The organism is Marinobacter sp. CH_CUG1437-1 (genome assembly GCF_037029655.1).
Taxonomy (GTDB): domain Bacteria; phylum Pseudomonadota; class Gammaproteobacteria; order Pseudomonadales; family Oleiphilaceae; genus Marinobacter; species Marinobacter salsuginis.
Window position 1 is genome coordinate 762,047 of the sequence record NZ_JAYMEW010000001.1, and the last position, 16,562, is coordinate 778,608.

The following is a 16,562-nucleotide window of genomic DNA, read 5'->3' on the forward strand; positions in this document are numbered from 1 at the left end:
AATGACGGCATTGCTTGATATTGATCAGTTGCTTGACCAGATGGAGTCCGGGCTGCGTCAGACGCTGGAGCAAAGGGGCGTGGAATCGCCGGTTCTGATCGGTATCCGTACCGGTGGTGTCTGGCTGGCGGATGTGCTCAGCAAGCGCCTGGGTATCGAAGAGCCGTTCGGCGAACTGGACATTTCATTCTACCGCGACGATTTCAGCCGCATTGGCCTCAATCCCCGGGTCAAACCCTCAAGCCTGCCCTTCGATACCGAGGGTCGGGACATCATCCTGATTGACGATGTCATTATGAGCGGCCGGACCATCCGCGCCGCGATGAATGAGATCTTCGATTATGGCCGCCCAGCCAGTATCATATTGGCCACCCTGATTGACCTCGGCGCCAGGGAACTGCCCATCCAGCCCGACGTGGCTGGCAAGACGATGGCGCTGGAATCCCATCAGCGAGTCAAACTGCGTGGCCCCGACCCGCTCCGCATCGAGCTCCAGGAAGCCGGACAATAAACCTCCGAATCAGATAACAGGCGACCCATGACCGCGAACGACTCTTCCCCGCACCACTTGCAGCTGACCCGGGATGGTCAGTTGCGGCACTTCCTTACTCTCGACGGCCTGGATCGCGCCTTGCTGACCGACATCCTCGACACGGCGGATTCCTTTATCGAGGTGGGGGAGCGCACCATCAAGAAAGTGCCGCTGCTCCGGGGCCGGACCGTGGTGAACCTGTTTTTTGAATCCAGTACCCGCACCCGCAGTACCTTTGAGCTGGCGGCCAAGCGACTGTCTGCGGATGTGCTTAACCTGGACATTAGTACCTCGGCCACCTCCAAGGGCGAATCCCTGTCTGACACGCTGCTCAATCTGGAAGCCATGGCCAGCGACATGTTCGTGGTCCGCCACTCCCAGAGTGGTGCGCCGCATTTTATCGCCGAGAGCGTGACCCCCGGCGTCGCCATTATCAACGCCGGTGATGGCCGTCACGCCCACCCGACCCAGGCCATGCTGGATATGTTGACGATCCGCCAGCACAAGGGGCGGTTCGAGGGCCTGAAAGTCGCTATCGTCGGTGACGTCCTGCACTCCCGGGTGGCCCGTTCCCAGATCAGGGCCCTCAACGAGCTGGGTGCCGAAGAGGTACGGGTCATTGCTCCCGGGACGCTGCTTCCCAAAGACGTGGAAAGTCTTGGCTGCACGGTTGAATACGATATGAACCGGGGCATGAGGGACCTGGATGTGGTGATCATGCTGCGGCTTCAGAAAGAGCGGATGGAAGGCGCTTTGCTGCCCAGCGAGCGGGAGTTTTACCGGCTGTACGGACTGAACCAGCAGAAACTGGCGCTGGCGCATCCGGAATGCATCGTCATGCATCCGGGGCCCATCAACCGCGGCGTTGAAATTGAGTCGGCGGTGGCCGACGGGCCGCAATCGGTGATTCTGAACCAGGTTACTAACGGCATTGCCATCCGGATGGCGGTCATGTCCATGGCCATGGGCGGTCAGGTCGCCGAGCGCCAGCAGAAACTGAGTGAGAGGGGCCAGGCATGAGCAGTGTCAATACATCCGGAAGCAGTCTGAAAATCACCGGAGGCCGCCTGTTCGATGGCCAGGGCGCAGAGCAGGAGAATACCGCACTGTTGATAAGGGATGGCCGTATTGTTGCGATGGGCGAAGCCGCCGCCCGGGAGACAGCCGACGAGACCATCAGCGCAGACCATGGTGTAATCACACCGGGGTTTGTCGATCTTTGCTGTAATGTCCGTGAGCCGGGCAATGGTCAGAAAGGTAACATCGCTTCGGAGACCCTTGCCGCGGCCCACGGCGGATTTACCACCGTGTGTGCCTCGCCGGAAACCTCGCCGGTAAACGATTCCAGTGCCGTCACCCACCTGATCCGTGATGGTGCTGCCAGCCGTTCGCCCATCCGGGTTTTGCCCATTGGCGCTATCACCCGGGGCCTTGAGGGCGATCTGCTCAGTGATATGGCTGGCCTGGCCGCAGCCGGCTGTGTTGCCGTGGGTAATGGTTCCCGGGGCGTGCGCAATGCCCGCATATTGCGCCGGTGTATGGCCTACGCCCAGACGTTTGGTTTGACGGTGATGTTCAGCCCCGAGAACCAGGCCCTGGCCGCCGACGGCTACGCCCATGATGGCCTGGTGACCTCGCGGTTGGGCCTGCTTGGTATTCCGGAAGTGGCGGAAACCGCTGCGGTGATGGAGATGCTGTTACTGGCCGAGGAAACCGGGGTACGTTTGCACCTCAGCCAGCTTTCCTGCGGTCGCAGTGTTGAAATGCTGGCCGATGCCCGCAGCCGGGGTATCGCGGTCACCGCCGATGTGGCCATGCATCAACTGGTGTTCACGGAGGAGGCGCTTGCGGGCTTTGACAGCCGCTTCCACGTCCGCCCGCCACTGCGTGGCGAGAGCGATCGCAAGGCGCTGATAGCCGGTGTCCGGGAAGGGGTAATTGATGCTATCGTCAGCCAGCATCAGCCTCATGATACCGCTGCAAAGCAGGCGCCCATGGCTGCCACCGAGCCGGGGCTGTCCAGCATCGAGAGTGTGCTGTCGCTGGGTCTGGAGCTGGTGGAAATGAATGAGCTGGCGTTGCCCGACCTGATCCGGGCTCTGACTGCCGGTCCGGCCTCCGTGCTTGGCCGGACTGCGCGTCTGGCGGAGGGCGAAGTCGCCGATATTTGCCTGTTCGATCCCGATGCCTTCTGGACGCCCAGCGCGAAAACACTGGTATCGGCTGGCCGTCACGCGCCGGTGACGGACCGCGAACTGCCAGGTGTGATCAGACTCACCCTGAGTGAGGGTCGAAAGGCCTGGCCCCAGCCGGTGATCTGATCCCGGCGAACTGTCTGAAAGTGCGGCAGAGGTTGCGAAACCTCTGTCGACACCATCACAGAATCTCCCCCTGTTGCTGAAAAACCCTTGATGGCAGGCACCTGTGCCAACGTATTCTTGTAGCCGTCGCCCTATGGTCGACCAAGGAAAGCGTGGCCTGGCCGGTCCAGAAACCCAGACCGGCGCCCGACAATAATAACCAGGAGTCATCCCGTGAAATCAGCAAACCTCCCCCAGCGGGTAGCGATGGCGGCTGCCCTCTGTGCCAGTCTGGTCTTCCCCTTAATGGGCCAGGCGCAGGCACAGAATGAGCCTCTGGAACGCAGTTTTTGCGTTTTTGACCCGGTTGGTGCCAATGGCCCCCTGTTTGCCATCACCAAGACCTTTCAGCCGGTTGCCCTGAAAAATGGCATCAAGCTGGATCTTCGTGCCTATACCGATGAAAAGGTGGCTGCCGAGGACTTCAAGGCGGGGCAGTGCGATGCTGTTCTGCTTACCGGCACCCGTGCCCGTGAATTCAACAAGTTCACCGGCAGCCTTGAAGCCATGGGCGCCGTGCCTGGCGAAGAGGAAATGCGCCTGCTGTACAACACCCTGAGCCAGCCCAAGGCCCGGCCGTTCCTGATTGACGGCCCCTACGAAGTGGCAGGCGTGTTCCCTGGCGGCGCCATTTACCTTCACACCCGGGACCGCAGTATCGATTCGGTCGAAAAGCTTCAGGGCAAACGGATTGCCACCCTGGACTACGATCAGGCATCGGTCCGGATGGTTCGCCATGTCGGCGCCTCCGTGGTGGGGTCCAATTCCGCGAACTTTGCCGGTAAGTTCAATAACGGCAGCGTTGACCTGGCTTACGCCCCGGCCGTCGCCTATACCCCGCTGGAGTTATACAAGGGCGTCCAGCCCAACGGGGCCGTGGTCAAATATGCCCTGGGCTACATGAACTTCCAGGTGATCATCCACCGCGACCGGTTCCCCGATTCCGCCGGCCAGATGGTCCGGGACCAGGCGATCAAGCGCATTGATGAGGCGTATGAAATCATTGCCCAGGCAGAGGCGGAGATTCCTGAAGACGTGTGGATGGAGTTGCCGCGGGAAGATACCGCCGAATACGACAAGATGCTGCGCAAGGTGCGGCTGTCGTTACTGGAAGACGGTGTTTACGATGAGCGGGCCATCAAGCTGATGAAGGCGATTCGGTGCCGGGTAGATGCCACCCGTTCCGAGTGTGCCTCCGTCGCCGGTACCTGACACTAGAGTGAATCAGGCCCGCATGAGCGGGCCTGCGGCTGACTAGCGGATTTCGTCTTTCAGTGCCTTCCCGGCCTTGAAGCCCACGGTTTTACTGGCAGGGATGCGAATGGTCTCGCCGGTTTGAGGGTTGCGTCCGTCCCGCGCCTCACGACTGCGGATATTGAAGGTTCCAAAGCCGATCAGGGTGACATCTTCGCCCCGGGAGGCAGCGGCCGACACCTGGTCGGTGAACGCGGTAATCACTTCGCTGGCCTTGTCCCGGGTGAGGCCGGTTCGGTCGGCAATGGCCGCGGCGAGTTCAGGTTTGCGCATCGGATACTCCTTTTATTGTATTTCTGCTGTTTCAGTCTCTGTCCTGGCCGGAATCACAACGATTCACGGTTGCTGCAATCTATAGTGGCTTCCGTCCCATTGTGCAAACCTCCGGGCGGCATCGGTGTGTTTAATTTAGCGTCATTTGCGGCATCGGTCGCATAAAAGCCGGGACTCCTGGGCCATAATGCCCACCTGGTTACAGTCTGTAACAAACCGGTTCATCCGACGGAGTCTGGCCCGCGGGATCGGCGCAGAACTGCATCAGAACAAAAACGCAAAAGGTGAAGAAGGTATGACCCATTTCCGGAATCCCTCCCAAAAGGCGCCTTTGACGGCGCGCCGTGTCCGCAATCTCGTGGCAGCGTTCACGGCCAGCGTCGTTCTGAGCGGCTGTAGTATGGTCAATCACATGATGTACAAGACCACCGGTGATGTGATGCAGGGCTTCTCGCGGAGTCACACGGTACCCTTCCTGATGGAGAGTAACGACCTGGCCATGGGGTGCGCCATGAGCGAGGCGACCGCGCCATTGTTGATGTCCTTTGGCCGAGTCACCAATGAGCCGGACCAGCTTGCGGTGATGCTCTACCTCTCTGCCGGCGGCTGTGCCGAGGAAGAGGCCCGGGAACATGAGCTTGCTGCCCTTGCGGCTCTGCACGCCATGAACGGGAATGCCGCGGAAGATGCCATGATCCGTCAGAAGCGGGCCCATACCCTCGCCGCTCGGCGCTATTACACGGCCTGGCAACACCACAATGCCCATTACGGAAATCCTGCAGATGGCGAATGCCCGGATTTCGATGACGACATGGATGAGTTTATCTACATGGCCGGCCTGCTTTCCGGTCTTCAGGCTCTCAACGCCCAGATTCAGTCCACCTCCTCCATCGGCGTGCCGGCAAACGTGGGTTCCATTGCTGCCCGTGCTACCAGCTGCCTTGATAACGAGAAATGGTGGGGTGCGCCCATGGCTCTGAGGGCAACGGTCTGGGCCATGATTCCCGGTGCCCAGCCAGACGGTGAGGATGCCTTTGAACGGCTGGCCATTGCCGACGAGCAGGGTGAAGCTGCGGGCGTTCGCCTGCCTCATGTTTTCCATGCTATCGCAGCCCTGAACAAGGGGGACGAGGCGATGGTTCGGGAGGTAATCAGGGAACACGCAGAATCCGTCGAGAATACTCCGTCCAACGACGACTGGCGATTCGTGGATGCGATGGCCACCGATATGATCGTCGCGGTGTCTGATCGTTTGTGGGTTGAGAATACCGGGCATCGCACGCCTATGGGTCAGCTCGGTACCTTCTGGGATGACCAGCAGGAAGAGGTTGAAACCATGGATCTGGACGATCTGCTGTAATCACTTCCTACCCAGAGTAATCAGTTATGTCGAAGGGCGGTTTTCATCGGAGCGGGCTGGAGTGGTTTTCATCGCTACCGGCCTGTCTGCTGTTGCTTGCGGTGGTCATCTTCTCCACAAGCAGTGATATCCATAACCAGATGTTGCGCGGAGGCGAGCAGCTCTGGAGTGGCTACTACAAGTTGCGGATGGACCCGGTTCAACCGACCTGTGACCCAAACCGTGATATTGAGGCAGCGGTCGCGGCCGAAATGGCCGCCGATGATTCCGCGGACGACCCCATGGCAGCGTTGCTGGGGGCCGAGGAGAAAGATCCGGACGATGTCCGGATCGCCATCGAACGGGCGGTTGCGGATTGCCGTGAAGCCCACCGGAATTTTGAGAACCTCAGGGACCAACTGACACCGGGAGTGAAAGCCTATCGGGCCGTTGAACTCTTTATTGCCGACCTGATTGCCTTCGGTCTGGAGTCTCAGCGCTTCATTCTGGTCATCCTGGTCATGTTGTGTGCGGTAACAGCCACCCTGACCCGGCATCATATCGCCATGCGCGCCATGGAGACACGGCTGGATTACACCGTCTCTCATACCCTGCAAACCATTGCCAACGCCATGTTGTTGGGCTCGAGTGCAATCTTCCGACAATCCAGCCTTGGCTCGGACACGGCGGTCTCATCGGAAGAGCTGTTGCTGCACAATTTCTGGATTATCGGTTTCGCCTGCCTGACCCTGGCCAGCCTGTACCGGCTGTTCCGGGTTCCCGATGACCTTCAGGAGGGCGGCAGCCTGAACAAGGCTTTCCTGGCTGTTCCCCTGTATACCGTGATGTGCCTGATCTCTGGCACCTATTTCGCTCTGATTGGACACGCCTCTGGGATTGGTATCTATCTCGGCAAGATGATGGAACTGTCCGACATGTTCCTGAATGTCGGCCTGTACGTCTGGGTGGGCATGATGCTGAAGCAGACCCGTCTTGCCACCCTGGTGTTCAATGTCTTCCGGCCCTGGCGCATGCCGCCGGAAATGCTGGCGGTTGTAGCGGTTCTGGTTGCCGCCGTGCCCACGGCCTACACTGGAGCGTCCGGCATCTTTGTGATCGCGGCGGGCGCGGTTATCTACAGCGAGCTGCGCGCGGCCGGTGCCCGACGGCATCTGGCCCTGGCAGCCACCGCTATGTCCGGCTCTTTGGGGGTGGTGTTGCGGCCCTGTCTGCTGGTGGTGGTCATCGCCTACCTGAATCGGGAAGTCACAACCGACGAACTTTTCGGCTGGGGTATCTGGGTGTTTGTGCTCACTGCCACCATGTTTGCGATTGTGGCCCTGAGTGTGAACCGCCAGAGCCAGTTCAACCTGGCGCCCTCTGCCGAGGCCTTCCCGGCCATGACACAGGCGCTCAAACCTTTGATTCCCTATGTCCTGGTAATTGCTGCCGTGGTCCTGTTCTACCGTCTGGCACTGGATGTGGGGATGGACGAATTCTCGGCGCCAAGACTGTTGCCGGTGATCATGCTGGCCATCCTCGTCTATGAACATGTCAGCCTGAAAAACCGGAAGGGCAAAGCCTCTGGAGAGATCAACCATCAGGGGCTCGAACGAAGTCTCCGTGGCGCCACCAACGACACAACCGCGGAAATTGGCGCATTACTGCTGTTGCTCGGTCTGTCGGTCAGTATCGGTGGGGTAATCGAGCGGGCTCACCTGATGGAGGCTTTCCCGCAATCGTTTGAAAGTGCCTGGTCGGCCATGCTTTTGATGGTGGTGATTCTGGTGATTTTGGGCATGATCATGGACGCGTTCGGTGCCGTGATCCTGGTGACAGCCACCGTTGCCACGATTGCCTACTCCAGCGGCATACACCCCATCCATTTCTGGATGGTGACCCTGGTGGCCTTTGAACTGGGCTACCTGAGTCCGCCGGTCGCCCTGAACCATCTGTTGACCCGCCAGGTAGTCGGAGAGGCAGAGGTGCTCGCGGCGCAACAGGAAACGGGGACCTTTTATCAGCGCCACGAGCGTATCATTATGCCGCTGATTGCCATGGGGATCTCTTTGTTGCTGGTGGCCTTTGTGCCTCTGATGTTTTACGCCTGAGGTTTTTGGTGAAATCCCTCAGACTAATGGCGGCGCTCGATCAGTTCCCTGAGCGGTGCGGGCAACAGGCTTCGCAACCGTTCTGAAACCCGCTGCTCGTGCCGCTGCCAGAGAATACCCAGCCACACGATCACGAGCCCGATCAACGTAAGCGCGATTGGGAATAGAAGGCTGTCCTCGAAGACCTCATAAGCAAGATGGCCAAGGTAACCTGCGACGCCCAGGCCGCCGAACACAACGAATACCCGCCGGCCCAGAATGGCGCCGGCCATGATCATCACCAGATTTATCAGGCAGTAGAACAGCTTGCTCCATTCGCTATCAGACTCCATCAATGAAAGTCCGCTCCAGAACGCCGTGACACCAAAAATGTATAACCAGAACGCAAAATCGCGGCTGCTCTGGTTTCGGATATCCACCCAGAAAGCCAGCAGGACGATCAGGAGACCGAACCACAGCGAAATCCATTTCCTGAGTTCCCAGGAAACGTACTCCGCGCCAAACAGGAAGGGCGCCAGATCCATACTCATGTACCAGAGCGTGACGGCCACCGGCATGACCAGGAAGGGCAACCGGTAACGCCAGAGCATGCCTGCGCCTGAAGCCAGGGTGGCCAGTTCCATGAATAACCAGCTCCAGTCGATGTAGCGGTGGTAGTCCCGGTATTCATGGCCGCCCGACCACCAGCCCATGCCGGCCTGGAACCCGAAAACGGCAAGGGGTGTGAGGACAACCACAAAGGTCGCTGTGATCCCCGCGGGAATCTTCTGGTCCAGCCGCTTCAGAAAAAACTCGGTGAGCCACAGGCCGGCACCGGCGTAGACGAGGGCTATCAGTAGCAGACCCCATCCCCCAAGGCTTTCCCACGAGAGGGTCATGAACAGGCTCATGGCTCCGATGGCAATCAGGCCGCCGAAGTAATAGAGGATGTGGGTGAAACGGAAAGAGGGGGTTTGTTGCTGCTGTTCCGATAAGAACGTCCAGAGCCGCTCAGCCTGTTCGTCCGTGATGATCTGCTTGCTTGCGGCTTGATCGAGAAGACTGCGCTTCAGCTCCATGAGAGTTTCCCCCTCGAAACATTCTTTTTGTCGGAAGCAGTTCAGATCACCGATTGCCCCACATTTTTGAAACCGCGGCATCGGATCCCAGGGTTCCAACGATCAACGAAACACCACCAATCCCGAAGAAAACAAGCACCGGAATCAGGGCACCCAGCTTACCGGTGTAAACCAGCGCGGTTGCTGACACCGTCGCCAGAACGAGGAACAGAGCGCCCACCACGTTAAGCACGGTGCGGTGTGATTCCTTGTAGCTGGGCCCAACCTGTCCGGATTCCAGTGGTTTGAGAATAAACGAGAAGAGCTGGCGCAGACGCTGTTTCATGAAGCCGTTTCCTTGAATGTGTTGCCCCATCATACAAAAAAAGCGCCGTGCTTTCGCAGGGCGCTTTTTTACGTTCAGGAATCGACTTAGCTCAGCTTCGGGCCGGCCTCGACGATGGAATCCGCCACGTCGAACTTCTTGAAGTTTTCGACGAACTGCGCGATCAGTTCCTGGGCCTTGCCATCGTAGTAGTCCGGGCTCACCCAGGTGTTGCGCGGGTTCAGCAGCTCGGTATCCACGCCTGGCACATGCTTGGGCACATCCAGGTTCAGGGTTGGCAGGTGCTCGGTTTCCACATCGTCCAGGTCACCGTTCTGGATCGCGGCGATGATGGCGCGGGTGGTCGGAATGCTGAAACGCTGTCCTTCGCCGTAAGGACCACCGGTCCAGCCGGTGTTCACCAGAAAGACCTTGCTGCCAAACTCGTCCATGCGCTTCATCAGCAGCTCGGCGTAAACGCCGGCCGGGCGCGGGAAAAAGGGCGCACCAAAGCAGGTGGAGAAGGTGGACTTCAGCTTCGAGGAAGAACCCATCTCGGTGGAGCCAACCAGTGCGGTGTAGCCACTCAGGAAGTGATAAGCGGCACCTTCGCGGCTGAGGATGGACACAGGTGGCAGCACGCCAGTCATGTCGCAGGTCAGGAATACGATGTGAGAGGGCTCTCCGGCACGGTTCTCGAGCACGCGCTTTTCAACGTGGTCCAGCGGGTAGGCGCAACGGGAGTTTTCGGTCAGCGATACATCGGTGTAATCTGGCTCGCGGGTTTCCGGGTCGATCACCACGTTTTCGACAATGGCGCCAAAACGGATGGCATCCCAGATGATCGGCTCGTTCTTGCGGGACAGGTCGATGCACTTGGCGTAGCAACCGCCCTCGACGTTGAACACGGTGCCCGGGCCCCAGCCGTGCTCGTCATCGCCGATCAGGTAGCGGTGCGGATCGGCAGAGAGAGTGGTCTTGCCGGTGCCGGAAAGACCGAAGAACAGGCAGGTCTCGCCGTCTTCACCCACGTTCGCGGAACAGTGCATGGGCAGCACGTCCTTCTCTGGCAGCAGGAAGTTCTGCACCGAGAACATGGCCTTCTTCATTTCACCGGCGTAGTGCATGCCGGCCAGCAGAACCTTGCGCTTGGCAAAGTTGATCATCACGCAGCCATTGCTGTTGGTGCCGTCGCGCTCGGGCACGCACTCGAAGTTGGCGGCGTTCAGGATCTGCCACTCCTGCTTGTCGGCCGGGTTATAGCTTTCCGGTCGGATAAACAGGTTGCGGCCGAACAGGTTCTGCCACGCGGTCTCGGTGGTCATTTTAACCGGCAGGTAGTGCTCGGGGTCGGAGCCGACATGAACGTGAGACACGAACTGGTCTTTTTCGGCGATGTAGGCTTCAACACGGTCCCAGAGGGCGTCGAACTTTTCGGCGTCGAAAGGACGGTTGATCGGACCCCAGTGGATATCGTCCGAGGTGCTAGGCTCCTCGACAATATAGCGGTCCATGGGAGACCGGCCTGTACGGTCACCGGTCTTTACAACCAGGGAACCGTTGGATGCCAGCTGGCCTTCTTCACGTGCCAGTGCAACCTCAACCAGTCGTGCTGTACTCAGATCATTATAAGTGCTGCTCACTTCGACCTCGCCCTCGGGATGTCTTAGTGATTGCTCAGGCCGCCCCCCAAAATTGACGGAAATCTGAGCAATCGGGTCAATTCAGGCGCGCTATTATGCCAGAGACGCCGGTAAAAAACGACTGCCCTGAACCCCTTGCTATCAGCGGTTTCCCGGCCAATCGAACGTGCTTCTAGTGTAGCGTATGGCCGGTGAAAAGATGATCAATATCATTTCTATCGAAGCGATAGTGAGCGTGACAAAACTGGCAGTCCATCTCGATGGATCCCTGTTCTTCCAGAATGCTGTAGCATTCTTCGCGGCCAATGGCCTCCAGGGCGCCAAGGGTGCGCTCCCTTGAGCAACTGCAGCGGAAGGCAACCGGTTCGGCGTCGAACAATCGAACGGTTTCCTCGTGGAACAGTCGATGGAGCAGGGTTTCACTATCCAGCTCCAGCAACTCGGCGGCTTCCACGGTCCGCGCCAGGTGGTTAACCCGATCCCAGAGATCTTCGTCTTCCTCGGAGGCGCCCGGCAGGCGCTGGAGCATCAGGCCAGCGGCGCCGTTTTCATCGGCAAAAAGGAACAGGCTGGTGGGAATCTGTTCCGAGCGTTCGAAGTATTCCTCAAGGCAGCCGCCAAGTGTCTCTTGATCCCGGGGCACGACGCCCTGGTAGCGATTACCCCGGTTCGGCGTAATGGTAATGGCCATCCGGCCTTCACCGAGCAGATTATGAAAACTGTCTTCGCTGACCGCGTGCTCGTCAAAACGGGCCAGACCACGGATGTGCCGGTCGTGGCTGCATTCTGCCATCAGAGTGCGTAACGGGCCTTCTCCCTGCGCCTGAACGGACAGCGTGCCCTCAAATTTCAGGGTGCTGCTCATCAGGATGCTCGCCACCAGGGCTTCGCCGAGGAGCTCGCGGACCGTGTCCGGATAGGGCGCCTGGCTGCCGATTTCCTGGTAGCTGTCGGCCAGCCGCACCCAGGCTCCCCGCACCTGGCTGTGTTCAAAAATAAAGCGCTGGAACTGGTCGCGGGATGCCATGTTGTCTCTCCTGAATGCTGAATGCCGGTCGTTGTAAGTTGACTGAGGGCGGGGGTGTTAAAAAGTGTTCAGAGGCCGTTCTGTTCGCGGAAGCGCTGGATATCCCTTCGGTCTTTCTTTGAAGGGCGTCTGGCCGGAGGGAGTTGCGCTGCCTGCATAGTTTTTCGTTGCCAGGCCATTTCTTCGCGTTTCTTGGCGCTCTCTTCCGTCTCGTGGTAGAGCTTCTGGGCTTCGGGCGCGCCACGGCGGCGGTCGCTGATGTCATCGACAATGACAACCTTCTCCTGCCAACCCAGACGCAGCGTGAGTTTCGCGCCGGCTTCCACCAGCTTGCCGGGTTTGCAGCGCTGGCTGTTGTAGTGGACCTTGCCTCCTTCGATCGCTTCCTTGGCCAGGGAGCGGGTTTTGTAGAAGCGGGCGGCCCAGAGCCATTTATCCAGTCTTACCCTTTGGTCGTCAGCAGTTGATGCCGTCATGTCTCCTCACCTGATGGGCTTATACGCCAATTATAACCCTGTCATCGGCCGGATGGCAGGGGTGACCGCTGGCGAAGGGCCGGGAGAACTTCGTCGAAGTGATGGATGCAGGGGATTTCCGGGTGCCGTTGGCGGGCCTCCTGCTGACTGTCCGGCGCCAGTACCGCAAGGCACTGGGCAATGCCGGCTGCCAGGGCACTTTCCAATACCGGGAAACTGTCGTCGACCATCAGGGTGCTGTCGGCCTCATAGGGCGTTACCTTCTGGAGATCCTGCCAGAATGATGGGTCTTCCTTGGGCTTGCCTAGCTGATGGCTGGAGACTATGGCATCCACCCGTGTGTCCAGGCCGGTTCGTTTCAGCTTCAGGGCCAGAGGGTCGGGGTGACAGTTGGTGACAATCACCGAGTGAAGCCCGGATTGCCTCAGGGTATCGAGAAAATCCGTTACGTGAGGGCGGTATCCGATTCGGTCGCCCACCTCTGCTTTCAGTCCGGTAATGTCTAGGGACAGGCGCTCGCTCCAGTAATCGGTGCAATACCAGTTCAGTGAGCCGCGCTCGGCCATGATCATCGGGATCAGTCGGTCTTTCGCTTCCTGGGGATGGAGGTCATAGTGCTCGGCGTACCGTGCTGGCAGATGCTCGAGCCAGAAGTGGTTATCGAAATGCAGATCCAGAAGTGTCCCGTCCATATCCAGGAACACGGTGTTAAGCGAGGACCAGTCAACCATAAACAAAAACAGCCTGAAGAATTTGCTTCAGGCTGCCGCAGTTCTCTCGTCGGGGCAAGCCGTGATAGTACGGAGGCGCGCCCGATGGAGTCGGATCAGTTGCTGGTCTGTACCGTTTCGGGTTTCTTGCCGGTGCGGGTACATCCCAGGCAGCGCACGAATGTCGCCTTGGCAGGCCCCATGACCAGAACCTCACCGGCTTCGTCGGCGTTGCCGCCCAGCAGGGAGAAGGGCAGGGATACCAGGTAGACAGCGCCGCCCACAATGGTGGTTGCCAGCAGGGCCGGACGAACAAAAATCGCATCGCCGGTCATGGCCAGCGCTGACGGGGTTTCATCCACGGCCTGGGCGTGTCCGAGAGAAGAGAATGCCATCAGGCAGGCCGCCACAGTGGCCACCAGAGTGCGTGAAATCTTGCGGGTCATCGTACTGTCTCCTGAGCTTTTTGGCCCTAAATACCGCCCCATTGTATACCTTGGGCGTAAATCCTCTGTTAACTATGAATCATATTTGCGCATTTTCAAACGATTTTTCGTTGCTGAATGTGCCTTCTCGTAAGCGTTCAGCGCTGGCAACGTGGGCAGTAAACAGTGGATCGGTTGTTCATTCGGATTTCTTTCAACGTCGTCCCGCACTCTTTGCAGGGCTGTCCGCCGCGACCGTAGACCAACAAAGATTGGGCAAAGTAGCCGGGCTTGCCGTCGCTGTTCACAAAGTCCCGCAGGGTGGTTCCGCCCATCAGGATAGCGGCACTGAGCGTTTCCCGGATAGCTTCAGCCAGCCTGTGATAGCGGTCGAGGCTGATTCTTCCCGCTTTTCGGCGGGGATGGATGCCGGATTTGAACAGGGCTTCATTGGCGTAAATGTTGCCAGCACCCACCACCACCTGATTGTCCATGACGAACGACTTCACTGGAGTATTCTTGCCTCGTGAGAGCCGGAAAAGATGCGCGCCATTGAATTCGGGGGCCAGGGGCTCGGGACCAAGATGGCTTATCAGGGGGTGCTCTTCGGCAGAGTCGGCCCAGAGCCAACAGCCAAACCGGCGGGGATCGTTGAATCGCAGGATGACGCCGGACTGTAAAGCCACGTCAATATGATCATGGGTCAGGGGAGGGGTATTGTCTGTGATAATGCGCAGGCTGCCGGACATGCCAAGGTGAACAATTACCGTGCCCCGGTCCATGTTCAGGAACAAATACTTGGCCCGGCGGTCTACACTCTCAATAACCTGACCTTCCAGCCTCTCGCCCAAATCGGCCGGAACAGGCCAGCGCAGACTGCCGTTGCGAACGGTGACTCGGGTAATCGTCTCACCTTCACAGTGGGGCGCAATGCCCCTCCGGGTTGTTTCTACTTCGGGCAGTTCGGGCACGGGCGGGAATCTCCGATGGAAAACGCGTTAGTGTAATCAGTAACAATTTTGCATCCAAATGCTGTTGTTGTGGCTTACAGCTGTACGCTAAAGTGTCGGAGTTGGCCTCGCGCCAAAGATAATGATTTTGAGGATTTTCTATGTGGTTTAATGGTCTTCTTGACCTGTCGGTGATGCAGCTCATTCTGGTCACCCTCGGAATGACACACGTCACAATTGTCAGTGTAACGCTCTATCTGCATCGCCATTCGGCGCATAACTCGCTGGACCTGCACCCGGTATTAAAGCACTTCTTTCGGTTCTGGTTGTGGTTGACCACCGCCCAGAACACCAAGGAGTGGACGGCTATCCACCGCAAACATCACGCCAAATGCGAAACCGAAGAAGATCCCCATAGCCCGGTGGTGTTGGGCATTCGCAAGGTTCTGTTCCAAGGGGCCGAGCTCTACGCCGAATCCGCGACCCCGGAAACGCTCGAACGCTACGGCCAGCGCACCCCGGAAGACTGGGTGGAGCGGAACGTATACAGCCGCCATAAAATGCTGGGCATCGCTTTGATGGCGGTCATCAACCTTGCCTTGTTCGGTGTTCACGGCATCTGGATCTGGGCGGTACAGATGATGTGGATCCCGGTCTGGGCGGCCGGCGTTGTGAACGGCATTGGTCACTGGATGGGTTACCGGAACTACGAGTGCGCCGACAACGCCCGCAACATCAGTCCGCTGGGCCTGCTGATTGGCGGCGAAGAGCTTCACAACAACCACCACACATACCCGAACTCTTCCAAGTTGTCTCGCCGCTGGTTCGAGGTGGATATCGGCTGGGGTTACATCCGTCTGTTCCAGTTGTTCGGACTGGCCAAACCCAAGGGTTATCGACCGATTGCCCACCATGTGCCGGGGAAACTGCATGTCGATGTGGAAACGGTTCAGGCCATCGCCAATAATCGTTTCGACATCATGCGCCAGTACCGCAAGCGTGTTATGGAGCCGGTGCTGCGTCAGCAGAAGTCTCTGATGGACGACGAGATTCGGCCGCGGTATCGGAAGCTCAAGCAGTTGCTTTCTCGTGAGATTACGCTGATCCACCCCAAGGAAAAAGAAACCCTTGAATCGGTACTGGAGCGCAACGCGGTGCTGCGCCAGATCTACGAGAAGAGCCATGAACTGCAGGCGCTCTGGCGTCAGCGTGGGCTCAAGCCCCAGGACAAGCTCAACGCGTTGATGGAGTGGTGCCGGGAGGCGGAAGCCAGCGGTATCCGGTATCTTGAGGAGTTCGCCGAGCACCTTCGGGCCTACTCGCTGCGCCCTGCTGTCTGAGACAGTCAGGTCGCTGAACAAGGGGTTGGGTGAGCGCGTTCACCTGGCCCTTTTTTCTTTCAGGCCCCTTGCTATTCCGGGTCTATGGCTTTTCGGAAAAGGCAGTAGGTGACCTGCCCCGCGCTTTTTTGCCGATGCAGATGCCATGACCCAGGCACTGCCGGTGTTGGCAATTCGCTCTCGTGTTCCACGTAAACCCAGCCGCCGGATTTAATCCAGCCCTGCTCATCCAGTAATGGAAACAGTTTCTCCAGCCAGCCCTGTCGGAACGGTGGGTCCATGAAAACGATGTCGAACGGCGGCCGGTTTCTCTGACGCAGGTAGCTCTCGACATCTGCGCACACCACGTCTCCGGTGTCAGACTTCAATAACCTGAGGTTGTCCCTGAGTGCCTTGGCCAGGGCAGGCGTATGATCCACGAGGGTGGCACCTGCGGCACCTCTGGACAGTGCTTCCAGGCCAAGCGCGCCGGAGCCGGCGAACAGGTCGAGACAATCACTGCCTGCCAGGTGAAAGTTAAGCCAGTTGAACAGGGTTTCCCGGGTGCGGGCGGGGGTTGGTCGCACACCACCGGCATCCGGAAAACGCAGTTTCCGGCTGCGCCAGTCACCGCCGATAATGCGCAGTTCGCCGGTGCTGTTATTAGCGGGTGCGGCCCCGGTACCGCGACCGGTCGGGTTTCTTTTCGAAATGCTGTGGCTGGTGGATTTTCGGCGCGCCATCGTCGCAGCTCCGGGACTGTGCGGGGTTCTGGGTATCT

Annotated in this window: 17 protein-coding genes; 7 read left to right on the forward strand and 10 right to left on the reverse strand. The window is 58.8% G+C overall.

What is annotated here, in order from left to right; genetic code table 11:
• Position 1: 1 nt before the first annotated feature.
• The 4 genes from pyrR (at position 2) to WA411_RS03465 (ending at position 4,104) form a co-directional block, all read left to right on the forward strand.
• The gene (gene pyrR / locus WA411_RS03450) at positions 2-511 is read left to right on the forward strand and encodes a bifunctional pyr operon transcriptional regulator/uracil phosphoribosyltransferase PyrR (protein ID WP_222465635.1); all 510 of its coding nucleotides are present in this window, start codon (positions 2-4) and stop codon (positions 509-511) included.
• 27 nt (positions 512-538) lie between these two features.
• On the forward strand, positions 539-1,552 hold the full coding sequence (locus WA411_RS03455) for an aspartate carbamoyltransferase catalytic subunit (protein ID WP_069182274.1): 1,014 nt from the start codon (positions 539-541) through the stop codon (positions 1,550-1,552).
• Entirely contained in the window at positions 1,549-2,853 is a 1,305-nt protein-coding gene (locus tag WA411_RS03460; protein ID WP_209399493.1) for a dihydroorotase, read from the forward strand. Before WA411_RS03455 ends, WA411_RS03460 begins: the two co-directional genes overlap by 4 nt.
• A gap of 285 nt (positions 2,854-3,138) precedes the next feature.
• Positions 3,139-4,104, forward strand: a complete 966-nt coding sequence (locus WA411_RS03465; protein WP_370686081.1) for a putative solute-binding protein — start codon at positions 3,139-3,141, stop codon at positions 4,102-4,104.
• 42 nt (positions 4,105-4,146) lie between these two features.
• Here WA411_RS03465 and WA411_RS03470 read toward each other — a convergent pair whose 3' ends face one another.
• Positions 4,147-4,419 carry an HU family DNA-binding protein gene (locus WA411_RS03470; RefSeq protein ID WP_064229608.1) on the reverse strand — a complete coding sequence of 91 codons (273 nt, stop codon included), beginning with the start codon at positions 4,417-4,419 and terminating at the stop codon, positions 4,147-4,149.
• A gap of 295 nt (positions 4,420-4,714) precedes the next feature.
• On the opposite strand from WA411_RS03470, the gene WA411_RS03475 reads away from it, so the two are divergent.
• Complete coding sequence (locus WA411_RS03475) at positions 4,715-5,779, forward strand: hypothetical protein (protein WP_069182812.1); 1,065 nt, start codon at positions 4,715-4,717, stop codon at positions 5,777-5,779.
• Between the two features lie 26 nt (positions 5,780-5,805).
• A complete protein-coding gene (locus tag WA411_RS03480; RefSeq protein WP_222465633.1) occupies positions 5,806-7,869 on the forward strand; it encodes a TRAP transporter large permease subunit in 2,064 nt (687 codons plus the stop codon).
• Between the two features lie 23 nt (positions 7,870-7,892).
• Here WA411_RS03480 and WA411_RS03485 read toward each other — a convergent pair whose 3' ends face one another.
• From WA411_RS03485 to mutM, 8 genes are all read right to left on the reverse strand, one after another.
• Entirely contained in the window at positions 7,893-8,927 is a 1,035-nt protein-coding gene (locus WA411_RS03485; protein ID WP_291904655.1) for a DUF2157 domain-containing protein, read from the reverse strand.
• Between the two features lie 46 nt (positions 8,928-8,973).
• A complete protein-coding gene (locus WA411_RS03490; protein WP_291904653.1) occupies positions 8,974-9,252 on the reverse strand; it encodes a hypothetical protein in 279 nt (92 codons plus the stop codon).
• Positions 9,253-9,338: 86 nt separating this feature from the next.
• Positions 9,339-10,874, reverse strand: a complete 1,536-nt coding sequence (locus tag WA411_RS03495) for a phosphoenolpyruvate carboxykinase (RefSeq protein WP_069182268.1) — start codon at positions 10,872-10,874, stop codon at positions 9,339-9,341.
• 172 nt (positions 10,875-11,046) lie between these two features.
• Complete coding sequence (gene hslO / locus WA411_RS03500) at positions 11,047-11,901, reverse strand: Hsp33 family molecular chaperone HslO (protein WP_069182267.1); 855 nt, start codon at positions 11,899-11,901, stop codon at positions 11,047-11,049.
• Positions 11,902-11,969: 68 nt separating this feature from the next.
• Complete coding sequence (gene hslR, locus WA411_RS03505; RefSeq protein ID WP_136630890.1) at positions 11,970-12,377, reverse strand: ribosome-associated heat shock protein Hsp15; 408 nt, start codon at positions 12,375-12,377, stop codon at positions 11,970-11,972.
• 41 nt (positions 12,378-12,418) lie between these two features.
• Positions 12,419-13,108, reverse strand: coding sequence for a GMP/IMP nucleotidase (gene yrfG, locus WA411_RS03510; RefSeq protein WP_291904649.1), 690 nt, complete (start codon positions 13,106-13,108; stop codon positions 12,419-12,421).
• Positions 13,109-13,203: 95 nt separating this feature from the next.
• Positions 13,204-13,533 carry a hypothetical protein gene (locus tag WA411_RS03515; protein WP_069182264.1) on the reverse strand — a complete coding sequence of 110 codons (330 nt, stop codon included), beginning with the start codon at positions 13,531-13,533 and terminating at the stop codon, positions 13,204-13,206.
• 137 nt (positions 13,534-13,670) lie between these two features.
• A complete protein-coding gene (gene mutM, locus WA411_RS03520; RefSeq protein WP_291904646.1) occupies positions 13,671-14,483 on the reverse strand; it encodes a bifunctional DNA-formamidopyrimidine glycosylase/DNA-(apurinic or apyrimidinic site) lyase in 813 nt (270 codons plus the stop codon).
• 140 nt (positions 14,484-14,623) lie between these two features.
• Here mutM and WA411_RS03525 point away from each other — a divergent pair, with 140 nt between their 5' ends.
• Positions 14,624-15,802, forward strand: coding sequence for a DesA family fatty acid desaturase (locus tag WA411_RS03525; protein WP_291904644.1), 1,179 nt, complete (start codon positions 14,624-14,626; stop codon positions 15,800-15,802).
• Between the two features lie 71 nt (positions 15,803-15,873).
• Here WA411_RS03525 and rsmD read toward each other — a convergent pair whose 3' ends face one another.
• Positions 15,874-16,524: a 16S rRNA (guanine(966)-N(2))-methyltransferase RsmD gene (gene rsmD, locus WA411_RS03530; protein WP_141697176.1), complete on the reverse strand. Its 651-nt coding sequence runs from the start codon at positions 16,522-16,524 to the stop codon at positions 15,874-15,876.
• Positions 16,525-16,562 lie beyond the last annotated feature (38 nt).

Bases quoted from the DNA above. Each gene is read 5' to 3' on its own strand.
- pyrR (WP_222465635.1), top strand. From the start codon at position 2: ATGACGGCATTGCTTGATATTGATCAGTTGCTTGACCAGATGGAGTCC.
- WA411_RS03455 (WP_069182274.1), top strand. From the start codon at position 539: ATGACCGCGAACGACTCTTCCCCGCACCACTTGCAGCTGACCCGGGAT.
- WA411_RS03460 (WP_209399493.1), top strand. From the start codon at position 1,549: ATGAGCAGTGTCAATACATCCGGAAGCAGTCTGAAAATCACCGGAGGC.
- WA411_RS03465 (WP_370686081.1), top strand. From the start codon at position 3,139: ATGGGCCAGGCGCAGGCACAGAATGAGCCTCTGGAACGCAGTTTTTGC.
- WA411_RS03470 (WP_064229608.1), bottom strand. From the start codon at position 4,419: ATGCGCAAACCTGAACTCGCCGCGGCCATTGCCGACCGAACCGGCCTC.
- WA411_RS03475 (WP_069182812.1), top strand. From the start codon at position 4,715: ATGACCCATTTCCGGAATCCCTCCCAAAAGGCGCCTTTGACGGCGCGC.
- WA411_RS03480 (WP_222465633.1), top strand. From the start codon at position 5,806: ATGTCGAAGGGCGGTTTTCATCGGAGCGGGCTGGAGTGGTTTTCATCG.
- WA411_RS03485 (WP_291904655.1), bottom strand. From the start codon at position 8,927: ATGGAGCTGAAGCGCAGTCTTCTCGATCAAGCCGCAAGCAAGCAGATC.
- WA411_RS03490 (WP_291904653.1), bottom strand. From the start codon at position 9,252: ATGAAACAGCGTCTGCGCCAGCTCTTCTCGTTTATTCTCAAACCACTG.
- hslO (WP_069182267.1), bottom strand. From the start codon at position 11,901: ATGGCATCCCGCGACCAGTTCCAGCGCTTTATTTTTGAACACAGCCAG.
- hslR (WP_136630890.1), bottom strand. From the start codon at position 12,377: ATGACGGCATCAACTGCTGACGACCAAAGGGTAAGACTGGATAAATGG.
- yrfG (WP_291904649.1), bottom strand. From the start codon at position 13,108: ATGGTTGACTGGTCCTCGCTTAACACCGTGTTCCTGGATATGGACGGG.
- WA411_RS03515 (WP_069182264.1), bottom strand. From the start codon at position 13,533: ATGACCCGCAAGATTTCACGCACTCTGGTGGCCACTGTGGCGGCCTGC.
- WA411_RS03525 (WP_291904644.1), top strand. From the start codon at position 14,624: ATGTGGTTTAATGGTCTTCTTGACCTGTCGGTGATGCAGCTCATTCTG.
- rsmD (WP_141697176.1), bottom strand. From the start codon at position 16,524: ATGGCGCGCCGAAAATCCACCAGCCACAGCATTTCGAAAAGAAACCCG.